Annotated in this window: 21 protein-coding genes; 11 read left to right on the plus strand and 10 right to left on the minus strand. The window is 62.6% G+C overall.

Translation table 11 applies throughout. The features are described from left to right. Nucleotides 1-19: 19 nt before the first annotated feature. Nucleotides 20-1,114: an ABC transporter ATP-binding protein gene (locus tag AC1RZR_RS27360; protein WP_481826574.1), complete on the minus strand. Its 1,095-nt coding sequence runs from the start codon at nucleotides 1,112-1,114 to the stop codon at nucleotides 20-22. A gap of 90 nt (nucleotides 1,115-1,204) precedes the next feature. After that, complete coding sequence (locus AC1RZR_RS27365; protein ID WP_477276008.1) at nucleotides 1,205-2,131, minus strand: LysR substrate-binding domain-containing protein; 927 nt, start codon at nucleotides 2,129-2,131, stop codon at nucleotides 1,205-1,207. Between the two features lie 84 nt (nucleotides 2,132-2,215). Between AC1RZR_RS27365 and AC1RZR_RS27370 the strand changes: the two genes are divergently transcribed. Continuing rightward, nucleotides 2,216-3,814 (plus strand): zinc-binding metallopeptidase family protein, encoded by a 1,599-nt coding sequence (locus tag AC1RZR_RS27370; RefSeq protein ID WP_481826575.1) that lies wholly within the window; start codon nucleotides 2,216-2,218, stop codon nucleotides 3,812-3,814. Between the two features lie 30 nt (nucleotides 3,815-3,844). Then, nucleotides 3,845-4,777 (plus strand): dimethylarginine dimethylaminohydrolase family protein, encoded by a 933-nt coding sequence (locus tag AC1RZR_RS27375; RefSeq protein WP_481826576.1) that lies wholly within the window; start codon nucleotides 3,845-3,847, stop codon nucleotides 4,775-4,777. A 61-nt stretch (nucleotides 4,778-4,838) separates the two neighbouring features. On the opposite strand, the gene AC1RZR_RS27380 is transcribed toward AC1RZR_RS27375, so the two are convergent. Continuing rightward, on the minus strand, nucleotides 4,839-5,168 hold the full coding sequence (locus AC1RZR_RS27380) for a hypothetical protein (RefSeq protein ID WP_477276004.1): 330 nt from the start codon (nucleotides 5,166-5,168) through the stop codon (nucleotides 4,839-4,841). Between the two features lie 282 nt (nucleotides 5,169-5,450). Here AC1RZR_RS27380 and AC1RZR_RS27385 point away from each other — a divergent pair, with 282 nt between their 5' ends. The 3 genes from AC1RZR_RS27385 (at nucleotide 5,451) to AC1RZR_RS27395 (ending at nucleotide 8,853) form a co-directional block, all read left to right on the plus strand. Continuing rightward, nucleotides 5,451-7,604 carry a transglycosylase domain-containing protein gene (locus AC1RZR_RS27385; RefSeq protein WP_477276002.1) on the plus strand — a complete coding sequence of 718 codons (2,154 nt, stop codon included), beginning with the start codon at nucleotides 5,451-5,453 and terminating at the stop codon, nucleotides 7,602-7,604. A gap of 102 nt (nucleotides 7,605-7,706) precedes the next feature. Next, nucleotides 7,707-8,291 carry a DUF1214 domain-containing protein gene (locus tag AC1RZR_RS27390; RefSeq protein WP_477276000.1) on the plus strand — a complete coding sequence of 195 codons (585 nt, stop codon included), beginning with the start codon at nucleotides 7,707-7,709 and terminating at the stop codon, nucleotides 8,289-8,291. After that, nucleotides 8,284-8,853 (plus strand): DUF1254 domain-containing protein, encoded by a 570-nt coding sequence (locus AC1RZR_RS27395; protein ID WP_477275998.1) that lies wholly within the window; start codon nucleotides 8,284-8,286, stop codon nucleotides 8,851-8,853. The genes AC1RZR_RS27390 and AC1RZR_RS27395 overlap by 8 nt, the downstream gene beginning before the upstream one ends. Before the next feature lie 37 nt (nucleotides 8,854-8,890). Here the strand turns inward: AC1RZR_RS27395 and AC1RZR_RS27400 are convergent, their stop codons facing one another. After that, nucleotides 8,891-9,079, minus strand: coding sequence for a hypothetical protein (locus tag AC1RZR_RS27400; protein ID WP_379106000.1), 189 nt, complete (start codon nucleotides 9,077-9,079; stop codon nucleotides 8,891-8,893). A 209-nt stretch (nucleotides 9,080-9,288) separates the two neighbouring features. Between AC1RZR_RS27400 and AC1RZR_RS27405 the strand changes: the two genes are divergently transcribed. After that, on the plus strand, nucleotides 9,289-10,326 hold the full coding sequence (locus AC1RZR_RS27405; RefSeq protein ID WP_481826577.1) for a hypothetical protein: 1,038 nt from the start codon (nucleotides 9,289-9,291) through the stop codon (nucleotides 10,324-10,326). Here AC1RZR_RS27405 and AC1RZR_RS27410 read toward each other — a convergent pair. From AC1RZR_RS27410 to AC1RZR_RS27420, 3 genes are all read right to left on the minus strand, one after another. Continuing rightward, complete coding sequence (locus AC1RZR_RS27410) at nucleotides 10,304-10,651, minus strand: DUF1491 family protein (RefSeq protein ID WP_477275995.1); 348 nt, start codon at nucleotides 10,649-10,651, stop codon at nucleotides 10,304-10,306. The two genes, AC1RZR_RS27405 and AC1RZR_RS27410, sit on opposite strands and share 23 nt — an antisense overlap. Nucleotides 10,652-10,822: 171 nt before the next feature. Next, a complete protein-coding gene (locus tag AC1RZR_RS27415; protein WP_481826578.1) occupies nucleotides 10,823-11,620 on the minus strand; it encodes a peptidoglycan-binding domain-containing protein in 798 nt (265 codons plus the stop codon). Continuing rightward, nucleotides 11,595-13,328: a PAS domain-containing sensor histidine kinase gene (locus AC1RZR_RS27420; protein ID WP_481826579.1), complete on the minus strand. Its 1,734-nt coding sequence runs from the start codon at nucleotides 13,326-13,328 to the stop codon at nucleotides 11,595-11,597. Before AC1RZR_RS27420 ends, AC1RZR_RS27415 begins: the two co-directional genes overlap by 26 nt. Nucleotides 13,329-13,863: 535 nt before the next feature. On the opposite strand from AC1RZR_RS27420, the gene AC1RZR_RS27425 reads away from it, so the two are divergent. Then, the gene (locus AC1RZR_RS27425) at nucleotides 13,864-14,217 is read left to right on the plus strand and encodes a DUF5330 domain-containing protein (RefSeq protein WP_477275989.1); all 354 of its coding nucleotides are present in this window, start codon (nucleotides 13,864-13,866) and stop codon (nucleotides 14,215-14,217) included. 99 nt (nucleotides 14,218-14,316) lie between these two features. Continuing rightward, complete coding sequence (locus tag AC1RZR_RS27430) at nucleotides 14,317-14,745, plus strand: SufE family protein (protein WP_477275987.1); 429 nt, start codon at nucleotides 14,317-14,319, stop codon at nucleotides 14,743-14,745. A gap of 88 nt (nucleotides 14,746-14,833) precedes the next feature. Here AC1RZR_RS27430 and AC1RZR_RS27435 read toward each other — a convergent pair whose 3' ends face one another. Beyond that, nucleotides 14,834-15,259, minus strand: coding sequence for a Ros/MucR family transcriptional regulator (locus AC1RZR_RS27435; protein WP_379105985.1), 426 nt, complete (start codon nucleotides 15,257-15,259; stop codon nucleotides 14,834-14,836). Nucleotides 15,260-15,698: 439 nt separating this feature from the next. After that, entirely contained in the window at nucleotides 15,699-16,070 is a 372-nt protein-coding gene (locus AC1RZR_RS27440) for an SH3 domain-containing protein (RefSeq protein WP_477276623.1), read from the minus strand. Between the two features lie 181 nt (nucleotides 16,071-16,251). Between AC1RZR_RS27440 and AC1RZR_RS27445 the strand changes: the two genes are divergently transcribed. The 3 genes from AC1RZR_RS27445 (at nucleotide 16,252) to AC1RZR_RS27455 (ending at nucleotide 19,592) form a co-directional block, all read left to right on the plus strand. Beyond that, nucleotides 16,252-18,375, plus strand: a complete 2,124-nt coding sequence (locus AC1RZR_RS27445; protein WP_481826580.1) for a S9 family peptidase — start codon at nucleotides 16,252-16,254, stop codon at nucleotides 18,373-18,375. Then, a complete protein-coding gene (locus tag AC1RZR_RS27450; RefSeq protein WP_481826581.1) occupies nucleotides 18,372-18,998 on the plus strand; it encodes a LysE family translocator in 627 nt (208 codons plus the stop codon). The genes AC1RZR_RS27445 and AC1RZR_RS27450 overlap by 4 nt, the downstream gene beginning before the upstream one ends. A 192-nt stretch (nucleotides 18,999-19,190) precedes the next feature. Then, on the plus strand, nucleotides 19,191-19,592 hold the full coding sequence (locus tag AC1RZR_RS27455) for an SET domain-containing protein (RefSeq protein ID WP_477275981.1): 402 nt from the start codon (nucleotides 19,191-19,193) through the stop codon (nucleotides 19,590-19,592). 16 nt (nucleotides 19,593-19,608) lie between these two features. Here the strand turns inward: AC1RZR_RS27455 and AC1RZR_RS27460 are convergent, their stop codons facing one another. Beyond that, nucleotides 19,609-20,559: a cytochrome c gene (locus tag AC1RZR_RS27460; protein ID WP_477275979.1), complete on the minus strand. Its 951-nt coding sequence runs from the start codon at nucleotides 20,557-20,559 to the stop codon at nucleotides 19,609-19,611. Between the last annotated feature and the right edge of the window lie 4 nt (nucleotides 20,560-20,563).

Here is a 20,563-nt window from a genome sequence, read left to right on the forward strand (position 1 = left end):
AGTCTCGCCACACCGTTCGTCATTGTCCTCCATCCGGAAGGAGGAAACCCTTTTCCGCCGGCCAGGTGAGCCAGACGGAGTTGCCCTTGCTCAGCGCGGCGGCAGCTATCTCGTTCGGCACCGAGACCGTGACCTTCGCGCCTTGCCGCGTCGTCAGGTCAAGCCGCGTTGCCGCGCCGAGATAGGTGGAGTTGGTCGCGGTCGCGGCGATGCCGTTCTCGCCGGCTACTGCCTCGCCTGATATCGACATGTATTCAGGCCGGATCGCCAGGATCGCATCGCCGCGCACCGCCTCAGCCCTGCAGCGCATGGAGACCGCTCGGTCTTCGCAGAGGCCGGTCGAGCCATTGTCGGCCGGGCGCACCCCCTTCAGCGGCAGCATGTTGATCTCGCCAAGGAACTCGGCGACGAAGCGGTTGTCCGGCCGGTCATAGACCTCGTCCGGCGCTCCGACCTGCAGCAGTTTGCCATGATTGAAGATGGCGACGCGCGACGACAGCGCCAGTGCCTCGCTCTGATCGTGGGTAACGAAGACGAAGGTTGTGCCGGTCTCCTGGTGCAGCCGCTTCATCTCGGCCTGCATCTGACCGCGCAGGCCCTTGTCGAGTGCGGAAAACGGCTCGTCGAGCAAAAGCACGCCCGGCTCGAACACCAGCGCACGGGCGAGCGCGACGCGCTGCTGCTGACCGCCTGAAAGTTGCGCCGGCAGTTTTTTCTCGTGGCCCTTGAGGCCGACGCGTTCGATCATCTCGCCGACACGGCGCTTGATGTCGGCCGCCGATTTCTTGCGCACCTTGAGTGGGAAGGCGATGTTGGCTTCGACGGTCATATGCGGAAACAGCGCGTAGCCCTGGAAAACCATGCCGGCTGCGCGCTGTTCGGCCGGTCGTTCGGTGATGTCGACGCCATCGCTGAAAAGCCGGCCCTCGGTCGGTTGCACGAAGCCAGCAAGGATCATCAGGAAGGTGGTCTTGCCCGAACCGGACGGCCCGAGCAGGGTCAGGAACTCGCCGCGGCCGATATCGAGCGTCAGATTGTCCAGCGCACGGAACGAGCCGAAGCTCTTGCCGATCCCGATTGCCTTGATCTCTGCGGCCCGGCCGGGTTGCTGCATCCTGTCTGTTTCCTCAACTCCAAGAGAAATCGTAGGCAGCGCGCGGCCTCACCGCAACCGAATAGTTTTCGCCGGATCGGCAAATTCCATTCATCTGTCCAATCTGTGGCGCCCGTGGTCGGCCATGCCCTTGGCATTGCTCTCCGCGAGCTTCGATCGCAGCCATCCGGCAAATGCGTCAAGCACCGGGTGCGTCGCCTTGGCGTGTTCGGAAACGAGGAAGTAGGAGCGCGGCGATTTGATCGCAATGTCGAAGGGACGCACGAGCCTGCCCTCGGCCAGGGCCTTGCCGCTGGTCAGTTCGTCGCCCATGGCCATGCCCTGGCCGGCTATTGCGGCCGAGAAGACAAGATTCATGTCGGAAAAAAAGATACCGCCTTCCGGGTCGGGGTTCTCGACCCTGGACAGCGCCAGCCAGCGCGCCCAATCCTCGGTGTCACCGAGATGCAGGAGATTGGCGCGCAACACATCGGCGGGCTTGGAGAACCCGCCGACCTTGTTGAGGAGCGTCGGGCTGCAGAGCGGCGTAAAGGAAATCTCGCACAACAGTTCGGCGGCCCGGTTCGGCCAATTGCCAACGCCGAAGGCGATGAAGGCGTCGGCGTCGGCGTTGCTGACATCATCCAGCCGTCGCGGCGTCAGGATGCGAAGCGCCACATCGGGGTACATCTGCCTGAACTCGCCGATATGGGTACACAGGAACAGCGAGGCAAAGCCCGGCGTGCAGCTGACGCTGAACGAGCCGCCAACGCCGGTGCCGGCATGGCGGGTGACCGCATCGCCCAGCACGGTCAGCGCCTTGCGCACGTCGCTGGCGTAACGCTGGCCGCGCGGCGTCAGGGCCACGCCCTTGCCGATGCGCTCGAGCAGATCGAAGCCAAGGTCGCGTTCAAGCAGGCGAAGCTGATGGCTCACGGCGCTGCGGGTCAGATGCAATTCGTCGGCGGCGCGCCAGACGCTGCCGTGGCGGGCAAAGCTGTCGAGCGCGCGCAGCGCCTGGGTGGATGGTATGCGCAAGAGGCCTCAGGTGAACCGAATTTGCATGAGCCGGGAAAACATATCACTTTTTGGCGAACCGCTTCACTGCTTTCTTCTCATCCCATGGAGAAACCGGTGGCCACCTCGGCGCAAGCAACCGCCCTTGCCTGTCTCGACGACATCCAGCCGTTGCTGTCGGCGTGGACGCGCACTATCTTCGACTTCGGTGAAACCGCGTGGCGGGAATATCAGTCGGCTGCCTGGTATGTGGAGCGGCTGAAGCGCGAAGGCTTCTCCGTCGAGGAAGGATCCGGCGGCATGCCGACGGCCTTCTGCGCCCACTGGACCAATGGCCCCGGCCCGACCATCGGCATGTACGCCGAATATGACGCGGTACCAGGCAATTGCCAGGATGCCGCGACGGTCAAGCGTCCGCGCCCAGGCCTCTCGGAACATGCTGGTGGTCATACCGACCCGCATTCCGGGCTGGGCATTTCAAGCCTCGGCGGGCTGCTGGCGACCAAGGCGGCGATGCAGCGCCACGGCATTTCAGGCACGCTGCGCTTCACCGGCGAGCCAGCCGAGAAGGTTCGCGGGTCCAAGCCGATCCATGCCGCCAAGGGCTATTATGACGGTCTCGCCGGCATGATCTCGTTCCACCCGTTCTACATGCTGCCGCTCTGCAACACCGCGCGCTGGGACACGCATTGCGGGGCAGCTTACGCAATGATCTACCGCTTCATCTGCGACCAACCGGAGCGCTGGGCACGAGCGGCGGGCGGCGCAGCGCCCATTCCGCAGGCGCATTCGGCGGTGCGCGCGCCGGGCGCCAACGACGCGCTCATGATGATGTACATGGCGTCCAAGGCACTGCGCGATTCCATGCTGCCGCACCAGGGCGGCTGGTCGATCAGCGAGGCGATCCTGACAGCCGGCCAGGCGACCGCCGACAACCTGCCGGCGGGGCTGGCCGAGATCCAGTACATGATCCGCGTGCCGACGCTGGCGATGGCCGAGCAGATCACCGCCGTGCTCGACCGCAACGCCGAGGCCGCTGCCAGCATGAGCGGCTGCCGCCACGAGCGGCATTGGGTGTCGAAGTCGCGGCCGGGGCTGGCCAATCACGCCATGGCCGAAGTCGCCTATGAAGCGCTGTCGACCGTCGGGCCGCCGCGCTGGGACGAGGACGCCAAGGCGGTTGCGCGCGACATGCAGGTCAATGCCGGGCGCATGGCGAGTGACGAGCCGTTCATCGAAGAACTGGAGCGCCTGATCGAGCCACAGGCGGCGGAAGCGATCCTGCGCCGCGATCTGCCGCCCTCGCAGGTGAATTCGACCTCCGACGACTACACCGATATGAGCTGGCATACGCCGACTGCGCGCTTCTACATCGCCCGCCCGGCGCTGCGCTCGGAAACCGGCTACCCCTATCCGTCATGGGTAATGAATGCGCTGGGCGGCATTCCCGCCACCATCGATCCGATGGTCATCTGCGCGGCGAAGACCATCGCGCTCGCCGCCCTTCGCCTGCTGGAAGACCAGACCGCCCGCGAGGCGGCGATGAATGAATTCGTTGCCCGCACCGGCGGCGGCGTCGGCGGCTCGAACTGGATCGCGCCGCTCTGCGACTACGAACCGCCGATTGGATTTCGCTGGCCGGAATATGTCACCACCCCGCGCGGACCGGACTGGTGGATACCGAACAATCCCAAAGCCACATGATCAACCAAGTTGCCTCACGAGGAGAACCCCATGACCGTTCATGACCGCATCGTCGCCGAGCCGTTTTCGCTGCAGCGCCGCAACCCGGCCGGCGGCACCAAGCCGCTGACCGCCTGGGGTTTTGCCAACGAGACCGATGTCCTGACCGACGTGTTGCTCGGCTCGCCCAATTTCCTGCGCCATCTGTCGACCAGCTCGCTGTCGCGCAAGCATCTGCGCGAAGCGCCTTGCAACGTCCAGATCGCGCAGGCGCAGCACAAGGACCTTGTCGCCGCCTACGAGCATTTCGGCGTCAACATCCACTGGCACGAGCCGACACCGGAACTGCCGATGCAGGTCTATTCCCGCGATTCCAGTGTCATGACGCCTTACGGCGCGGTCATCACCGCGATGGCCAACTGGTGGCGGCGCGGCGAGAATTATGCCGCCATCCGCACCTACGAAAAACTCGGCATCCCGATCTACGACATGGTCACGGCAGGCACGTTCGAGGGCGGCGACTTCAATGTCATCGAGGACGGCGTCGTGTTGATCGGCTGCGGCGGCGCCCGCACGCAGGAAGAAGGCGCCCGCCAAGTGCAGGCGTGGTTCGAAAAGGAGGGCTGGGAAACCCGCATCGCCTTCATCGACGAGTACTATGTCCATATCGACCTGATGGTGGTGCCCATCGCCGAAAAACTGACCGCCGTCTGCCTCGCCTGCACCGAGCCGGGCATCGTCGACTGGCTGAAGGGCAAGGGCCACGAGATCATCGACGTGCCGTTCCAGGATACGATGGCGCTCGGCTGCAACTTCATGTCGTTGGGCAAGGACCGGGTGATCGCGCCCACCTCCAGCCAGACACTGATCGGCCAGCTCAAGGCGCGCGGCTTCGAGGTCGCGGCGGTCGACATGAGCGAGATCTCCAAGACCGGCGGCGGCATCCACTGCATGGCCCAGGCGTTGAAGCGCGAGCCGGCCTGAGAGGCAGCGGTTGGCGGGGCACCAACTATCCCACCTTGACCGACAAAATCGGCGCGCGGCTTTACGCTGCGCCCGTCATCTCAGCGTATCGTCTGAGCCCCATCCCGGCGAAAAAGATGACCATCAGGATGGTGAAGACGATGAGCAGGCCGATGCGGAAGAACTTCGCTAGCGGCGAGAGCTTGACGTTTGCAAGCTGCTTGAACGGAACGCCACTCGGTTTCGTCGCCGCCAGGCCAAGCCAGAAAATGCAGGTGATGACAACGAGCACGCCAATGTAAGAATCCATCCAGTCCGGCACTCTCATCAATCCGAAATTGAACGCGAATGCTCGGCGCACGGACAGGAACAGCAAGGAGGATATGGAGCAGATAAAAATCAGGCGTTTCATACTACTTTCTTTCGCTGCAATTTTTATCTCACCAAACATATAATTTGCCTTGATTGAAGAAACGTTATGTCTGCTTGCCTTCAACAATTTACCTTCTCTGGGCGCGCGACAGAGTTGCCCCTGACGCTTGCCCCCTGCCCTTGCGCCAACAAACCTTGCGGCTGTGTCCTCGGCGCCCTTGTGAGCGCCGGCAAAATGGATGAATAGTCAGGACAGGGCGCCGCCCTGAAATTGCCGGCTTGCGGTTTTCAGGTCACGCCCACAGCCGAGCCGGATTTCCGAATGGCCAGTCCTGAACCGCGCAAGAGAAGAGGTCCGATCGCCGCCTGGCTGCTGGCGCTCGATGCATGGCTCGATTCCTCGCTCTACGAGATCGGTTTCAAGGCGCGCCAGTTCTGGGAAGCCGCGACGATCTTCTCACGGCGCTTCCGCGTCAACGGCTGGCGCCGTGGGATCATTGAACTGTTGAGCGAAGGTTTTACCCTGGGCGCGGGCGGCATTGTGGTGATGCTGGCGCTGGCCATCCCGGCTTTCCAGGATACGGCCGGCGACTGGCGCGCGCAGGGCGACTTCGCCGTCACCTTCCTCGACCGCTACGGGAACGAGATCGGCCAGCGCGGCATCATCCAGCGCGATTCGGTGCCGGTCGACGAAATGCCTGATCACGTCATCAAAGCGGTGCTCGCGACCGAGGATCGCCGCTTCTTCGATCACTACGGCATCGATGTGCTTGGCCTTTCACGCGCGATCTTCGAGAATGTGCGGGCCAACTCGGTGGTCCAGGGCGGCTCGAGCATTACCCAGCAGCTGGCCAAGAACCTGTTTCTCACCAATGAGCGCACGCTGGAGCGCAAGATCAAGGAAGCCTTCCTGTCGCTGTGGCTCGAGGCCAATCTGTCGAAGAAGGAAATCCTGCAGCTCTATCTCGACCGCGCCTATATGGGCGGCGGCACGTTCGGCATCGAGGCGGCCGCCGATTTCTATTTCGGCAAGAGCGTCAAGGACCTGAACCTCGCCGAGGCGGCAATGCTGGCCGGCCTGTTCAAGGCGCCGACCAAATATGCGCCGCACATCAACCTGCCCGCGGCGCGCGCGCGCGCCAACGTGGTGCTGTCCAACCTTGTCGACGCCGGCTTCATGACCGAGGGTCAGGTCCTGCAGGCAAGGCTGCACCCTGCCGATGTCGTCGATCGCGGCGAACAGAAAAGCCCGGATTATTACCTCGACTGGGCGTTCGACGAGGTCAAGAAGATCGCCAAGCCGGGTCAGCACTCGCTGGTCGCCCACACCACTTTCGACGCCAACATCCAAAAGGCGGCGGAAGAATCGGTGGAGTTCCATCTGCGCCAGTTCGGCAAAGAGTATAACGTCACCGAAGGCGCTGTTGTCGTCATCGAGACCAACGGCGCCGTCAGGGCCATCGTCGGCGGCCGCGACTATGGCGCCAGCCAGTTCAACCGCGCCACCAAGGCGCTGCGCCAGACCGGCTCATCGTTCAAGCCCTACGTCTATGCAACGGCGATGGAGCACGGCTTCACGCCCAACTCCATCATTTCCGGCGGTCCGATCAGCTGGGGCACCTGGTCGCCACACAATTACAGCGGCGAATCGGCCGGCAACATCACGCTGATCATGGCAATGGCCAAGTCGATCAACACAGTGCCGGTGCGGCTGGCCAAGGACTATCTCGGCATCCCACCGATCAAGGCGATGGCCGAGGCGATGGGTGTGGAGTCGCCGCTCGAAGCGCACAAGACGATGGTGCTCGGCACCTCGGGCATGACCGTGATGGATCAGGCGACGGGCTACAGCGTGTTCGCCCAGAACGGCTTCGTCGGCTCCCGGCACGGCATCTCCCAGCTCGTCACCCGCACCGGCGAGGTGGTCTACGACTTCGCCAAGGATGCGCCACCGCCGCACCGGGTGCTGTCCGAGCAGGCGCTGAAATCGATGAACACCATGCTGGCGGCGGTGCCGGTGATGGGCACGGCGCGGCGGGCCCAGATTCCCAACATCGTCGTCGCCGGCAAGACCGGCACGACGCAATCCTACCGCGACGCCTGGTTCGTCGGCTTCACCGGCAACTACACGGCGGCCGTGTGGCTGGGCAACGACGACTTTACGCCGACCAAGAACATGACGGGCGGCTCACTGCCGGCGATGGTTTGGCAGCGTCTCATGGTCTATGCCCACCAGAACATCGACCTCAAGCCGATCCCCGGCATCGACAAGCCTTTCGTCGACGAGGAGGTCGCAGCCAAGGCCGAGGAAGCGCAGAAGAAGAGCGACGAACAGGCGGCGGCCGATGCCGCAGCCGAACGGCCGCCCGTTCTATCCAGCCGGACCACGCAGACGTTGCGGGACATGACCAAGCTGTTCCAGTCGGCGCCCGCCCTCGCCGCGCCTCAACCGCCGGAAACGTTGTCGGCACTGTGAGTCTTTCCGACTGGCTTGGGCGGCAAATCCATCGGCCCGCTTGCCACAGGGCCCCACGCCGCGATATCCCCGAGCGGCAACTCTTCGTGTCCCCGGCCCTTCATGCTCAAGAATGTATTCCTGGCGCTGCTTTCGCTTGTCATAGCCATCGGTGGCGGTGGCGGCAGCGTCTGGTATGCACTGAAGGTCCAGGATGGTGTCGGCGCCATCCGGATCGGCCAATGGACGGCCTTTCCCGATATCGGCACGGCATCCGCCGACCCCTATTCGAAGGCCCGCGTGGCGCGCGAGGGCGTGCTTGCGCTCGGCCGTGCCGAAGGGCTTTCCTTCGTCGCCGAGCACGACGCCGGCGGCAACGAACTCAGGCGCGAATGCACCTACGCGATCGAGGGTGGATTTCCGACGGCACGGTTCTGGACGCTCTATGCCGCCGATCAGTCGCTCGGCGTGGTCGAAACCGGCAAACCACGGCTTGCGGCGCTGCAATCCTACGGGGTGGTACGACAACCCGATAATTCGGTCGTCATTTCCGCCAGCCATCACCCGATGCCGGGCAACTGGCTGCTGACCGACGGCTTCGGCAGGATGTATTTCGTGCTGACATTCTACGACACGCCGATCGCCAGCAGCACCGGCCTGTCGGACGTTTCGCTGCCGCGGATCGTGAGGGTCGGCTGCGATGCGTAACTCTTACGCGACGATGCGCAAGCTTCTGCATGTGGTCCTGCTCGGCCTGCTCGGCGCCGGCATCGTGCACATCGTCGTGCTGCTTCTGGTGCCTGAATTTTCCGAACGCGACGCCTGGTCGCGGCTGTCGATGGCCTCGGACCTCTACAGGATGACCCGGCTCGATGCCGAAGCCGGTGGCGCGCCAGTGGTGAAATCCGTCGATCCGCTGTTTTACGCATCGGCATGCCGGTTCGACCTGGGCGAAGGAATGGTCCGCATCAAGGCGCCGGGACATGTCCCGTTCTGGTCGGTGTCGGTCTACGACCGCAGCGGGCACAACATCTATTCCTTCAACGACCACACCGCGACCGGCGGCGTGCTGGATGCGGTCGTGCTGACACCGGCGCAGATGATCGACGTGCGCAAGGACCTTCCCGAGGACCTTCAGGGAGCGATCTTTGTCGAAGCGCCGATCGAGGAAGGCATCTTCGTCATCCGCGCCTTCGTGCCCGACGACAGCTGGAAGCCGATCGTTTCGCGCTTTTTCGAGCAGAGCTCCTGCGAACTGCAGGACTTCTAGACATGATCCCGGACCAATGCTCGGTGGCTGCCGAAACTCAGTGGTGCGGAACCGGCTTCGTCCGTGGCGATCCCGGCTTGTCGGGATCGACCGGCCGCACTTCGCCGGCCTGAGACCGCTCGTAGCGGATGCCTGGAAAGATGATCACCGCCGCCGGCATTTCGGCGGTTTGCTTCGTCCGATTGCTTGGTGCCGTACGCGGCACGAAAGACAGTACCATGCCCATGATTCGCGCATTCCTCTCGGTTTCCCCGGAGCACAACGCAACGCCTCCAAATATCATTAAGGACGCCAGAGGGTTAACGGAGCGCTAACGGATCGCCGCTAACTTGATCTTTGTTCGAGGTCAGGACATCCTGACCCGAGGCAAACGCGAAACCGACACAGTCCCGGTCGAGCGTGGTCGAGATTGTGTCGAGTACGGGCGTATCCTTCGTGTCATCTTCGGACTTCAGGCAAATCGCGGTGCGAACCGACTCGGGAAGGGCTGAAAGGCTGTTCCGCGCCGCGGTGTCGGCTTTCTGCTCGCTCACCCGCCCGTCACGCCGCGAGATCGGCCAGCTCGAAGACCTGACGCTGCCGCTGTTCGACAATGTGTCCGTCGAATCCCGCCGTTACGTGGCAGCCGCCCTTTCCGAATGCGAATACGCCCCCGCCGCATTGGTGCGCCGCCTTTGCGAGGAACCGGTCGACATTGCCGCGCCGCTGCTCATCCGCTCACGCGCGGTCAGCGACATCGACCTCATCGCGCTGATCGGGCGGCACGGCCTGCCGCATGCACGCGCCATTGCGCGCCGCAAGGGCTTGAACCCGACCATCGCCGATCTGATCAGGGCGCTCGAAAGGCCAACCCTGGTCCGGGTGCGGGAGCCGGACGCGAACGCCAATTCAGCGGACAAGATAGCACCGGTAAGCACGGAAGCCGCCGTCGAAGAGCCCACAAGAGAACTGGCGCCCGGCATTGCCGCCGAAAATGCAAGGCGCAGGCTGCGCTCGATGATGGCCACCCGCGACGAGGCAGCGGCGACGAACGCGGATCCTTTCGCGGGCGCGGACACGTATGTCAAATTGCGCGAGACGGCGCTGACGGGAAACGCTGCGTTCTTCCACACCGCGCTCGCCGATGCGCTCGATATCGATTTCTCGATCGCGCGATCGCTCACCGCCAACCAGAATTATGCCTCGTTGCTTGCAGCACTGCGCTCGCTCGACCTCAGCGAGGACAGGGCATTCCTGATCACGGTCGCGGTCTATCCCAGCCAGTTCCCGCATCCGCAGGCGATCCGCATCTTCCTCGACCGCTACCGCCTGCTGCATCGCGATGCGGCCGTGGACAAGGTGCGGCTGTGGAAAGCCGAGACCCTTTCAAGGGTGGTTCGCGACACCGCCCCTGCAAACAGCGATACCCGCACGGCTTCGAACAGCGACGATGCGGTGGTTTCGCCCGGCCTCAGGGCGTCTTCACGGAAATAAGCTCCTCGACGGGGACGGCACCGGCCTCGATCTCGACCACCCAGATGTCGGGATCGAATTTCTTTTCCCGTTCCAGCCGCGCCTCGAGCACGGTGGCATCATCGCCGGCACCGAGAAGGCTGAAGAAGCGATCGTCGGGCTTTGCCGAATCGTAGCTTGTCTGCGGTGCCGGTCCGAACAGGGCAATCTCCCCCGCCCTGCCGCGCGCCAGGACGAAAACAGCGCCGGCTTCGGTGGCACCGCGCTTGACCACGGCAGCAAATCCGCCGGCGCCGAAAACCCGGCGCAGCAGGGCCGAGACCCACAGATCCGATGTGACGCGCATGAGAAACTCCGCTGATGCATGTCGCCCGAAAGTGGCCCCGGTTGTGGGACAGCGACATGCATGAAAACAAAGGCTTCAAGCGCGGCGCATGAAGCTGTTTCGGGCGCGACGCGCTTTAAGCGTGCGGGCTATCTATCGATATTTCCGCCGCTCGGCGAGCCATTTCAGCCGTCAGTTGGTCAGGCCGATCTCGCGCATCTTGACGTAGACGATCTCATCGGGCTCGCCCGTCTGCGGCAGCCCGAACAGCGACTGGAATTCCTTGATCGCCGCCTTGGTACGCGTACCGACGACGCCGTCCAGCTGCATGTCGTCATTGCCGAACGCCTTGAGCCCGGCCTGGATCTTGACGATGCGGGCATCGGGTCCCTGCGCCGCGGCATTCGTCTGGTCGGCATTCGTCTGCCCGGAATTCGTCTGCAAAGACACCGGAACGGCGGCCGGCATATCCGGGCGCGGCTGCGGTTTCGGTATGACGGCCGCTGTTTTCGGCGATGCGCCCAGTTGATCCAGCAGAAGCGCGTCGATCTCGCCGGACGCGTTGAGCCCGACCTTCTGCTGGTAGGCCTGGATGGCCTTGCGCGTGTTGGGCCCGGAAATGCCATCGACCGTTCCGGAGTAGAAATCGAGATCCTTCAGTATGCCTTGCACCTGTTCGACCACCGGATCGCCCTTGATCGGCGCCGGCGTGCCGGATGGACGCACGATGTTGAACGTCGTCTCCGGCTCGTCGGACGCCGTGCGCGGAAAGCCCTGGATGCTGCGGGTCGCGAAGAACGCGCCGGCGTGCGGGAAAGGCTGGTACCACAAAGCATTGGCGGAAACGTAGAACAGCGTCACCAGGAATGCCGTCGACCCGCCGACAAGGACGGGATTGCGCGAGATCATGCCGCCAACGGCGACGGCACCGTCCTGAAAGGCACTGCTGCGGCGCTTGACCGCCTTAGGCTGTCTTGCGGAGCGAGCCATTTCTGTCCCCTTTCCCCATGGCCATCGGCATCGTCAGCACGCCGGCCTTCTCCGCCTGATGTACCTTCGGTCCGTTCACCGGCAGGCTGATGGTCACCGTGGTGCCCTCGCCCGGCATGCTTTCGATGGACATCGTGCCGTCGTGCAGCGCGACCAGTCCCTTGACCAGCGAAAGGCCGAGACCCGTCCCCTCGAAACGGCGGGTATAGTCGTTCTGGATCTGCATGAAGGGCTTGCCGAGATTGGCAAAATCCTCCTCGGCGATGCCGATGCCGGTATCCCTGACCCAGAAATGCAGGCGCGAACCGATCCGCTTGGCGCCGACGACGACATCGCCGCCATCGGGGGTGAACTTGATCGCATTGGAGACCAAGTTGATGAGCATCTGCTGCACGGCACGCCGATCGGCATTGATGTCGCCGGCGTCGGGTGCGATCTGCGCCTGCAGATCGATGTTCTTCGCCTGCGCCTGCAGCCGCAGCATGGACTGGCACATGTCGACCGCTTCCATGAACCGGAACGGCTCAGGTTCGGTCGCATAGACGCCCGACTCGATCCTGGACACGTCGAGTATCGAGGTCACGACGGCAAGCAGATGCTGGCCCGAATCTCTCACCAGGCCGACATATTCCTTCTGGCGCGGATTCTTGAAAGCGCCGAACATCTCGTGCAGCAGCATGTCCGAGAAGCCGATGATGGCATTCAGCGGGGTGCGCAGTTCATGGCTGACTACCGCCAGGAAGCGTCCCTTGGCCACCTCGGCGGACGCGGCCGCCTCATTGGCCGCCGCGAGATCTTCGCGCAGCCGGGCAATCTCGTCATTCTCGCGCAGGACAAGCGTGAAGACGTCGCCCTGTTCCTCACTCCGTACCAGGTCGAGCGAGAACGGCCGATAATTGTCGGCTGTCAGGCCGTTGCCGTTCTGAGGCAGCCTGATGCGCAATTCGAGCCGGCGCGACAGCGCGCCATCGCGCATGTCGGCCAACGCGCTGAGATAGGTGACGCGATCCGACAGATGAATGCGATCAAAAAGGCCGTTTCCGGAAAGCAGTTCAGGCGGCAGCTTCAAATGCGTGCGCGCCTTGGGCGAAGCGTCCAGAACTTCGCCATGGCGAGCAATGCGCAGGACCACCGCATCGATGATGTCTTCGAGCCGGTCGGCGGTGTCGACGACATCGGCCGCACCGGTCGTGTTTTGAAACGCCGACGCGCGCGGGATCAGGGTGAGCGCCCAGGCCAATGGTACCAGCCAGTGCCACGCGGCAATCTGAGTTCCGGCAAATGGGAGCAGAATTCCAGCCAGAGGCTGAGCCAGGATGGCGACAGCTGCCGACACGGCTCCCCAGAATGCCGCACGCCGCGAGGCGCCGATCCACCAGGCTTCGAACGGCAGCGCCACGACAAGCATGGCGACAGGCGAGCTCAGCCCGCCGGCAGCGGCGATGAGACTGCCGAGAGCAATGCCCGCCATCGCCAGCGCAACCTGAGCGGCGATAGCCATCTTGCCGGTCGCCGCCACCAGCAAAGCGACAAACCAGCACAGACCAAAGGCCGCGAAGATGGCGGCCACGGTGACGGCGGCGCCCATGCCCGAAGTGACCAGCGTGACCGCGGTACCGGCGGCAAAGAAAGGAGCCGCCAACATGACGCCGATGAAGCGGCGCTGGCGGTCGCGGTCGCTTCGCCCAAGGATGGACGGATGGACCATACGTTCGCAACCAGCGGCCATCGCGCCAGGCAATTCAACGGATCTGGCCTTGATCGAACTCAACTCAACGCACCCGTACTCGTCGTGGACAGCTCTGCTTTGCAGATTGTTTTGGTTGGCTCCGAAAGTCGCATCCAGCGTTTAAGGAATGGATAAGGCAGGGCCGACCAGGACCCGGCCTGCGGCAAATATCGGGATGCCGGCAGCCGAAAGCCCGGGCAAATGCAGCCATAGTAAACGGAGGGTTATCCCACGCTGGCGCCTCTCGGCTGCATGCACGGGGCGCCAGGACTCCCGGATTTCAGAAAAAATGCAATAAAAGCAGCCAGATAGATGGTTATCTGGCATTAAGGGAAATCGTTCGGATTTGAAACAAACTGATTTCACAATGGTTCGTTTCGAATTTGCCTAAAATTTGAGGAAAATTTTCGGCGAACCCGCAAGCCGTCCTTTGCGCCTGTGTGCCAACATCCAGCCATAAAAGAGGTCATGCCATATGGATGCATGATCCGGTTACGACGAGAGGGTTAGGGAAATGGTCTTCCTGATAAGAATGGCTTTCTGGTTCTCGCTGGTGCTGCTGGCGCTGCCGCTGGGCGTCGGCCCCGACGAATCGGGCCGCGAAAGCGTCGGGCCGATCCAGGCCCTGTTTGCGGCGCGCGAGGCGGTAGGCGACATCGCCGGCATTTGCGAACGCAAGCCCGATGTCTGCGAAACCGGCAAATCGGCGATGCACACCATCACCGCCCGCGCTAAGGAGACTGCCAAGATCGCGGCAGCGATGCTCGACGACAAGTCCGCCGCGGGACCCGACACATCGACGATGACCGGCAGCGTGCCGGAGGAAATCGTCTTGCCCGAGACAGTCACACTGCCGGCGCAGAATTAAGCCGTCTCGACGGCGCACCGCGGGCTGTCTGCCTCTCGACGCCCGCGGTGTCCTTGTTTTTTCCGTGACGCGGCGCCACCGCGTGATTATATCCGGGCCATGACGACCACGATCCAGACGATCCGCGACGATTTTTCGTTCCTCGAGGAATGGGAAGACCGCTATCGCTACGTCATCGAGCTCGGCGAGGCGCTGCCGCCATTTCCGGACGATGAGCGCAACGCGGTCAACAAGGTGCCAGGCTGCGTCAGCCAGGTCTGGCTGACCACCGAACAGGGGCCGGGAGCCGATCCGGTCATCACCTTCACCGGCGATTCGGACGCCCATATCGTGCGCGGGCTGGTCGCGATCATGCTGGCGCTGTTTTCCGGCAGGACCGCCAGCGAGATCCAGAAGACCGATGCGGAAGCGACATTGAAAGAGCTCGGCCTCGACGAACATCTTTCGCCGCAGCGCGCCAACGGCCTTCGCTCGATGGTCAAGCGCATCAAGCGCGATGCCGAGGCGGCGCTGAAGCAGACCGCCTGACGACCGTCGGTCGACCAACGATCCTGCACCGCAAAATAAAACGGCGCCCGAAGGCGCCGCTGATATCGAACGATCTGGCGAGCGGCTATCAACGCGCCTTGCGCTTGCGGCCGAGACCCATCTTCTTGGCGAGCTGGGACCGCGCAGCGGCATAGTTAGGAGCAACCATCGGATAGGTCGGGTCGAGGTTCCACTTTTCGCGATACTGGTCGGGCGTCAGGTCATAGTGGGTCATCAGGTGGCGCTTCAGCGACTTGAACTTCTTGCCGTCTTCGAGGCAAACGATGTAGTCGTCATGAACCGAGCGCTTCGGGTTGACCGCCGGCTTCTGCTTGTCGGCAGGCGGTAGTTCGGCGGTGCCGCCCACGCGCCCGAGCGCGGCATGGACATCGGCTATCAGGTTCGGCAATTCGCCGACCGGCACGGGATTGTTGCTGACATAGGCGGCCACCACATCGGCGGTCAACTCGATCAGCGCGTCGCTGTTTCTGGAAGGTGTTTCGACAATATCCATGGTTATCAGGCCCCAACAAGAGTTACGTCGGTGTGCGCCCTTTTTTACAGGCAGGGCATAGCACGAAATTTTGTGCAGGTAGAGCTTCTGCGATTCGTGTCGCGGGCACATCAATGAGCCTGCGACCCAAGTAAGTCAATTCGACCTTGCGCTATATTGAACGATGTTGATCAATTATTCCCGGATCAGCTTCAATCTTTCGTGCGTTGTGTAATTTTTCGATATTTCGCCCGCCAACCAGCAAAGGCTGACGCAGCGTCAGTTAACCGTTACATTCGCGATAACTCACAAAGCAGGTTTCAATGCTTAATTTTGCTTGGCCGCCGCACGGGCAAGCTTGGTTGCTTGCATCTATCCACAAAACCACAGGTTGCCCCCCAAGCAATCAGGCGGCATGCCCGTCATCCGGCCGGTTCGGGATCAATCGCTGCCAGGTCGATCAATGCGGCGCGATGTACTTGCCATAAGCCCAGCCGGTGACGAAGTTGCCGTTTTGGGCCGGGTCATGCCAGACTTCGCACCAGCGATAGCGAACCGTCTGTTCCTGCTTCCAGGCCGGCTGATTGGCGATGTCGAGCAGGTTTATCCCGCCGGTGCATCGTCCGGTCATCTGCAGAACGGTCCCGTTCGGGTATGCGGCCTGCTTCTGGGATGTGCCTGAAGGGTATTTGCGCACATTGAGCGTGTCGCCGAACGGCACATTGGCCACTTGCCAAGCCGCGAATACGGTCGCATGAGACTGGCCGATAAAAGCCAGAGTTAGCGAAGCAACGGCGAAAGCCGCACCAGTCCGAGAATACATATTCATCATCTCTCCTCCCGGCTCATCTCCTGGAGCCGCCACATCCCTTGAGCTGCGGCTCTTGAACCCGCCCTGATCGGCATGTTCATTCGCCATTCAAGATACTTCCCCATTCAAGATACCGGCCCATTCAAGATACTGGCCCATTCAAGATACTGGCCACTCAAGGATACCGGCAAAGTGAGACGCAATGACCAAGACTTCAGCCTTTCCGCACGTCAGCCCGCCAACGCCCGAGAAACGGCCGGTTTCCGACACGCATCACGGCATCACGCGAACCGACGACTATGCGTGGCTGCGGGCCGACAACTGGCAAGAGATGTTCCGGGACCCGTCATTGCTCGATGCGGGGATTCGCGCAGAGCTCGAGGCCGAGAATGCCTATCAGTCGAAGCTGATGGCCGACACGGCCGAGTTGCGTAAGCAGCTTTTCAAGGAAATGAAGGGCCGCATCAAGGAAGACGATTCCTCCGTGCCGATGAAGGATGGACCCTTTGCCTATGGCTCGTCCTTCAAGCTTGGCGGCGAGCAGCCGCGTTATTTCCGCATGCCGCGCGACGGCGGCGCCGAGCATATCCTGCTCGACGGTGACGCGGAGGCAGCGGGCAAGGCCTATTTCCGTCTTGGCGGCGTCGATCATTCGGCCGACCATCGCAAGCTCCTGTGGGCATTCGACGACAAGGGTTCCGAATTCTACACGCTTCGCGTGCGCGACCTCGACGATGGCAAGGAGCTCGCCGACCAGATCTCCGACACCGGCGGGTCGGGCGTCTGGAACGCCGGCGATGACGGCTTCTTCTACACCCGTCTCGATCCCAACCACCGCCCGTCCAAGGTGCTGTTCCATGCGCTTGGGCAAAGTCCGGAAAGTGATCGGCTGATCTATGAGGAAACCGATCCCGGCTTCTTCATGGATGTCGGCGGCACCCGCAACAACGAATGGATCATGATCGGCATCAACGATCACGAAACTTCGGAATATCGCCTGATGCGCGCCAGCGATCCATTTGCCGAACCGAAACTGGTCTCGCCGCGCGAGATTGGCCTTCAGTATGATCTGGAAGAAGGCGGCGACATCTTCTTCATCCTGACCAATGCCGACGGCGCCAAGGATTTCAAGATCATGACCGCGCCGGCGAACGATCCGGTGCGCGCCAACTGGCAGGAACTGGTGCCGCATGAACCTGGCCGGCTGATCCTGTCGGTGATCGGCTTCAGGGACCATCTGGTCCGGCTCGAACGCAAGGAAGGCCTGCCTCGCATCATCGTGCGCGACCGCAGCAGCGGCGAGGAGCATCTTTTGTCCCTCGACGAAGAGGCCTTCTCGCTCGGCTTGTCGGGCTCCTATGAGTACGACACCGAGATCATGCGCTTTTCCTACTCGTCGATGACGACGCCGGCCCAGGTGTTCGACTACAATATGCGCACCCGCGAGCGGGTGCTGCTCAAGACCCAGGAAGTGCCCTCGGGCCATGACGCGGGTCACTACGTCACCAGGCGGCTGATGGCGCCCGCTGCCGACGGCGAACTGGTGCCGATCTCGCTCCTGCACCACCGTGACACGCCGCTGGATGGATCCGCACCTTGCCTGCTTTACGGCTACGGCTCCTATGGCATCACGGTGCCGGCCGCATTCAACACCAACTGGTTCTCATTGGTCGACCGCGGTTTTGTCTTTGCCATCGCTCATGTCCGCGGCGGCAAGGACAAGGGCTATGGCTGGTACGATGACGGCAAGCGGGCGCACAAGATGAACACGTTCACGGATTTCATCGCCTGTGCGCGCCACCTTGTTGCCGAGCGCTACACGGCGCATGACCGCATCGTCGCGCAAGGCGGCTCGGCCGGCGGTATGCTGATGGGCGCCATCGCCAACATGGCGCCGGAGTGTTTTGGCGGCATCGTCGCCGAGGTGCCCTTCGTCGATGTGCTCACCACCATGCTCGACGCCAGCCTGCCGCTGACGCCGCCGGAATGGCCGGAATGGGGCAACCCGATCGCGTCCGCCGACGATTATCGAACCATCGCCGCCTATTCGCCCTATGACAATGTCGCCGCGCTCGACTATCCGCCGATCCTGGCGCTGGCCGGTCTCACCGATCCTCGCGTCACCTATTGGGAACCGGCCAAATGGGTGGCACGCCTGCGCGACCGCAAGAGCGGCGACAATCCCGTGCTGTTCAAGATCAACATGGATTCCGGCCACGCCGGTGCTTCCGGCCGGTTTTCGCGACTGGAGGAGATTGCTTATACTTATTCCTTCGCGCTGAAGGTGATGGGCAGGGCGCAGCTTACAGGAGACGTCAGCCAATGATCGATCTGTCAACATTGACAGCCTACATCGCGGTTGTGCTCGGTTTTGTCTTCATTCCAGGCCCAGCCACCCTCCTTACCGTCGCGCGGGCAACGAGTTCCGGGACGAAGGTGGGCATTGCGACTGGTGCCGGGATCGCGGCCGGCGACGTGGTTCACACCGTCATGACCATGGTCGGCATATCGGCGATCATCGCCACTTCGGCGGCGCTGTTCAGCATCGTAAAGTACATCGGCGCCGCCTACCTGGTTTATCTCGGTATTCGCGCCATCATCGAAAAAACACCGGCCAACCCGGCTGCCGGCGCGCTTGCCATCTCCGCCGGCAAGGCGTTTCGACAGGCTATCCTGACCGAAGTGCTCAACCCCAAGACCGCGCTTTTCTTCCTTGCATTCCTGCCTCAGTTCGTGCGGCCTGAAATCGGGTCGGTGATGCTTCAGTTGACCATACTAGGGGTCATCTTCGTCATGCTGGGTCTTCTCAGTACCGTCGTCTTTGCCGTGAGCGCCGGTCGGCTTGGCACTTTCCTGCGCCGAAATCCGAGGGTGCTCAAGTGGCAAGGCAAAATTGTCGGCGGCATCTACTGTGCTTTGGGCGTCCGACTGGCATTGCAGCAGCGCTGACCCGAAGCGAGTGTCGGCACTGCGCCGCCGGTCGCCCACGATCATCACTTTTTGATTTGCGCATGGTCCCTTCCGACGCTTCTGTTCTAGCTATGTGAAGTGGATTTTCCGCTCGCAATTGCAATGGCTGCGCGCTACCCAGTGCGCGGCTTCTGAGAGGCCACCACAGCCCCAATCGCGTAAAGGTCCACTATGCTGCTCGTCGACGTCTATCTCGACAAATCGCCCATCCAGGGCATCGGCGTCTTTGCCAAGAACTACATTCCCCGCGGCACGCTGATCTGGAAGCTGGATCCAAGGTTCGACCGGCTCATCAATGTCGAGACCTATGAGGGCGAGACCGGACCGGTGAAGAGCTATCTCGACCGTTACTCCTATCCCGACCGCCGTGACCCGAACTACATCGTGTTCGAAGCCGACGATGCCCGCTACATGAACCACGCCGACGAGCCGAATTGCGACATCTCCTCACCCGAGGAGACCTTTGCGCTGCGCGACATCGCACCCGGCGAAGAGCTGACCTGCGACTACAACCATTTCTTCGAGACGGGATTCGACTTCCTGGGCGACCGCCATCCGCCATCCGACAACTAGAGCGCGTCTCGCCTGACTAGTTCGCCGTCTTCTTGCGCGCCGGATAGCCGTTTGGATGCGGCGGTACCGCCTTGAGATAGGCCGCGATCGCCGCGCGATCCCCTGCTGTCAGTTCGGCCATGTTCCTCTGCACGTCGACCATCGCGCCGCCGACGGAATCGAAATCGGGCGTGAAGCCGGTTTCGAGGTAATTGGCGATGTCGGCTTCAGACCAGTTGCCAAGGCCGCCCTCGCCCGATGTGATGTTCGGCACGATGCCGCTGCCTTCGGCGGCCACGGCACCCGCCAGCCACACGCTCTTCTTGGCACCTCCCGCAAAGTCGCGCGGCGTGTGGCATTCGCCGCAGTGACCCGGACCTTCGACCAGATAGCGGCCGGCGATCACCGGGTCAGCCGTCCCTTCGGCGAGCGACACAACCGGCTGATCGCTGAGATAGAGCAGTTTCCAAAGACCGATGCCGCGGCGGATGTTGAACGGGAACGTCAGTGAATTGCCAGGCGCCTTGCCGGCGACGGCCGGCAGCGTCTTCAGGAAGGCATAGAGATCGGCAATGTCGGCCGGTTTCATGCGTGCGTAGGACGCATAGGGAAATGCAGGATAAAAATGCTCGCCGGAGGGCGACACCCCCTTCAGCATGGCGTTGGCGAGGTCCTCGACCGACCATGCGCCAATGCCGTCCTTGGGGTCTTGCGAAATGTTGGGCGGCACGAAGGTACCGAACGGCGTCTTGAGCTGGAGGCCGCCGACAAGCGCGAGCCGCGCCTCGCCCTGCGAACCCGGCTTTGCATGGCAGGAGGTGCAGCCGCCGGCATAGAAAATACGCTTGCCCCTGGCCGCGTCGCCAGGGCCGAGCTTGGCCAGGGTTTCACTGTCGAGCTTTACCGGCGCTGACAGGACCCACCCGGCAACCGCGCCGACGCCGCCCAGAACGACGAGGGCGACGACGAGTTTTTTCAGCCAAGGCATTGCC

Source organism: Mesorhizobium bavaricum, from assembly GCF_056781655.1.

What these genes read in the sequence shown, in the direction of transcription:
- AC1RZR_RS27360 (WP_481826574.1), bottom strand. Translation starts at nt 1,114, where the DNA reads ATGCAGCAACCCGGCCGGGCCGCAGAGATCAAGGCAATCGGGATCGGC.
- AC1RZR_RS27370 (WP_481826575.1), top strand. Translation starts at nt 2,216, where the DNA reads ATGGAGAAACCGGTGGCCACCTCGGCGCAAGCAACCGCCCTTGCCTGT.
- AC1RZR_RS27375 (WP_481826576.1), top strand. Translation starts at nt 3,845, where the DNA reads ATGACCGTTCATGACCGCATCGTCGCCGAGCCGTTTTCGCTGCAGCGC.
- AC1RZR_RS27380 (WP_477276004.1), bottom strand. Translation starts at nt 5,168, where the DNA reads ATGAAACGCCTGATTTTTATCTGCTCCATATCCTCCTTGCTGTTCCTG.
- AC1RZR_RS27385 (WP_477276002.1), top strand. Translation starts at nt 5,451, where the DNA reads ATGGCCAGTCCTGAACCGCGCAAGAGAAGAGGTCCGATCGCCGCCTGG.
- AC1RZR_RS27390 (WP_477276000.1), top strand. Translation starts at nt 7,707, where the DNA reads ATGCTCAAGAATGTATTCCTGGCGCTGCTTTCGCTTGTCATAGCCATC.
- AC1RZR_RS27395 (WP_477275998.1), top strand. Translation starts at nt 8,284, where the DNA reads ATGCGTAACTCTTACGCGACGATGCGCAAGCTTCTGCATGTGGTCCTG.
- AC1RZR_RS27400 (WP_379106000.1), bottom strand. Translation starts at nt 9,079, where the DNA reads ATGGGCATGGTACTGTCTTTCGTGCCGCGTACGGCACCAAGCAATCGG.
- AC1RZR_RS27410 (WP_477275995.1), bottom strand. Translation starts at nt 10,651, where the DNA reads ATGCGCGTCACATCGGATCTGTGGGTCTCGGCCCTGCTGCGCCGGGTT.
- AC1RZR_RS27415 (WP_481826578.1), bottom strand. Translation starts at nt 11,620, where the DNA reads ATGGCTCGCTCCGCAAGACAGCCTAAGGCGGTCAAGCGCCGCAGCAGT.
- AC1RZR_RS27420 (WP_481826579.1), bottom strand. Translation starts at nt 13,328, where the DNA reads ATGGTCCATCCGTCCATCCTTGGGCGAAGCGACCGCGACCGCCAGCGC.
- AC1RZR_RS27425 (WP_477275989.1), top strand. Translation starts at nt 13,864, where the DNA reads ATGGTCTTCCTGATAAGAATGGCTTTCTGGTTCTCGCTGGTGCTGCTG.
- AC1RZR_RS27430 (WP_477275987.1), top strand. Translation starts at nt 14,317, where the DNA reads ATGACGACCACGATCCAGACGATCCGCGACGATTTTTCGTTCCTCGAG.
- AC1RZR_RS27435 (WP_379105985.1), bottom strand. Translation starts at nt 15,259, where the DNA reads ATGGATATTGTCGAAACACCTTCCAGAAACAGCGACGCGCTGATCGAG.
- AC1RZR_RS27440 (WP_477276623.1), bottom strand. Translation starts at nt 16,070, where the DNA reads ATGATGAATATGTATTCTCGGACTGGTGCGGCTTTCGCCGTTGCTTCG.
- AC1RZR_RS27445 (WP_481826580.1), top strand. Translation starts at nt 16,252, where the DNA reads ATGACCAAGACTTCAGCCTTTCCGCACGTCAGCCCGCCAACGCCCGAG.
- AC1RZR_RS27450 (WP_481826581.1), top strand. Translation starts at nt 18,372, where the DNA reads ATGATCGATCTGTCAACATTGACAGCCTACATCGCGGTTGTGCTCGGT.
- AC1RZR_RS27455 (WP_477275981.1), top strand. Translation starts at nt 19,191, where the DNA reads ATGCTGCTCGTCGACGTCTATCTCGACAAATCGCCCATCCAGGGCATC.
- AC1RZR_RS27460 (WP_477275979.1), bottom strand. Translation starts at nt 20,559, where the DNA reads ATGCCTTGGCTGAAAAAACTCGTCGTCGCCCTCGTCGTTCTGGGCGGC.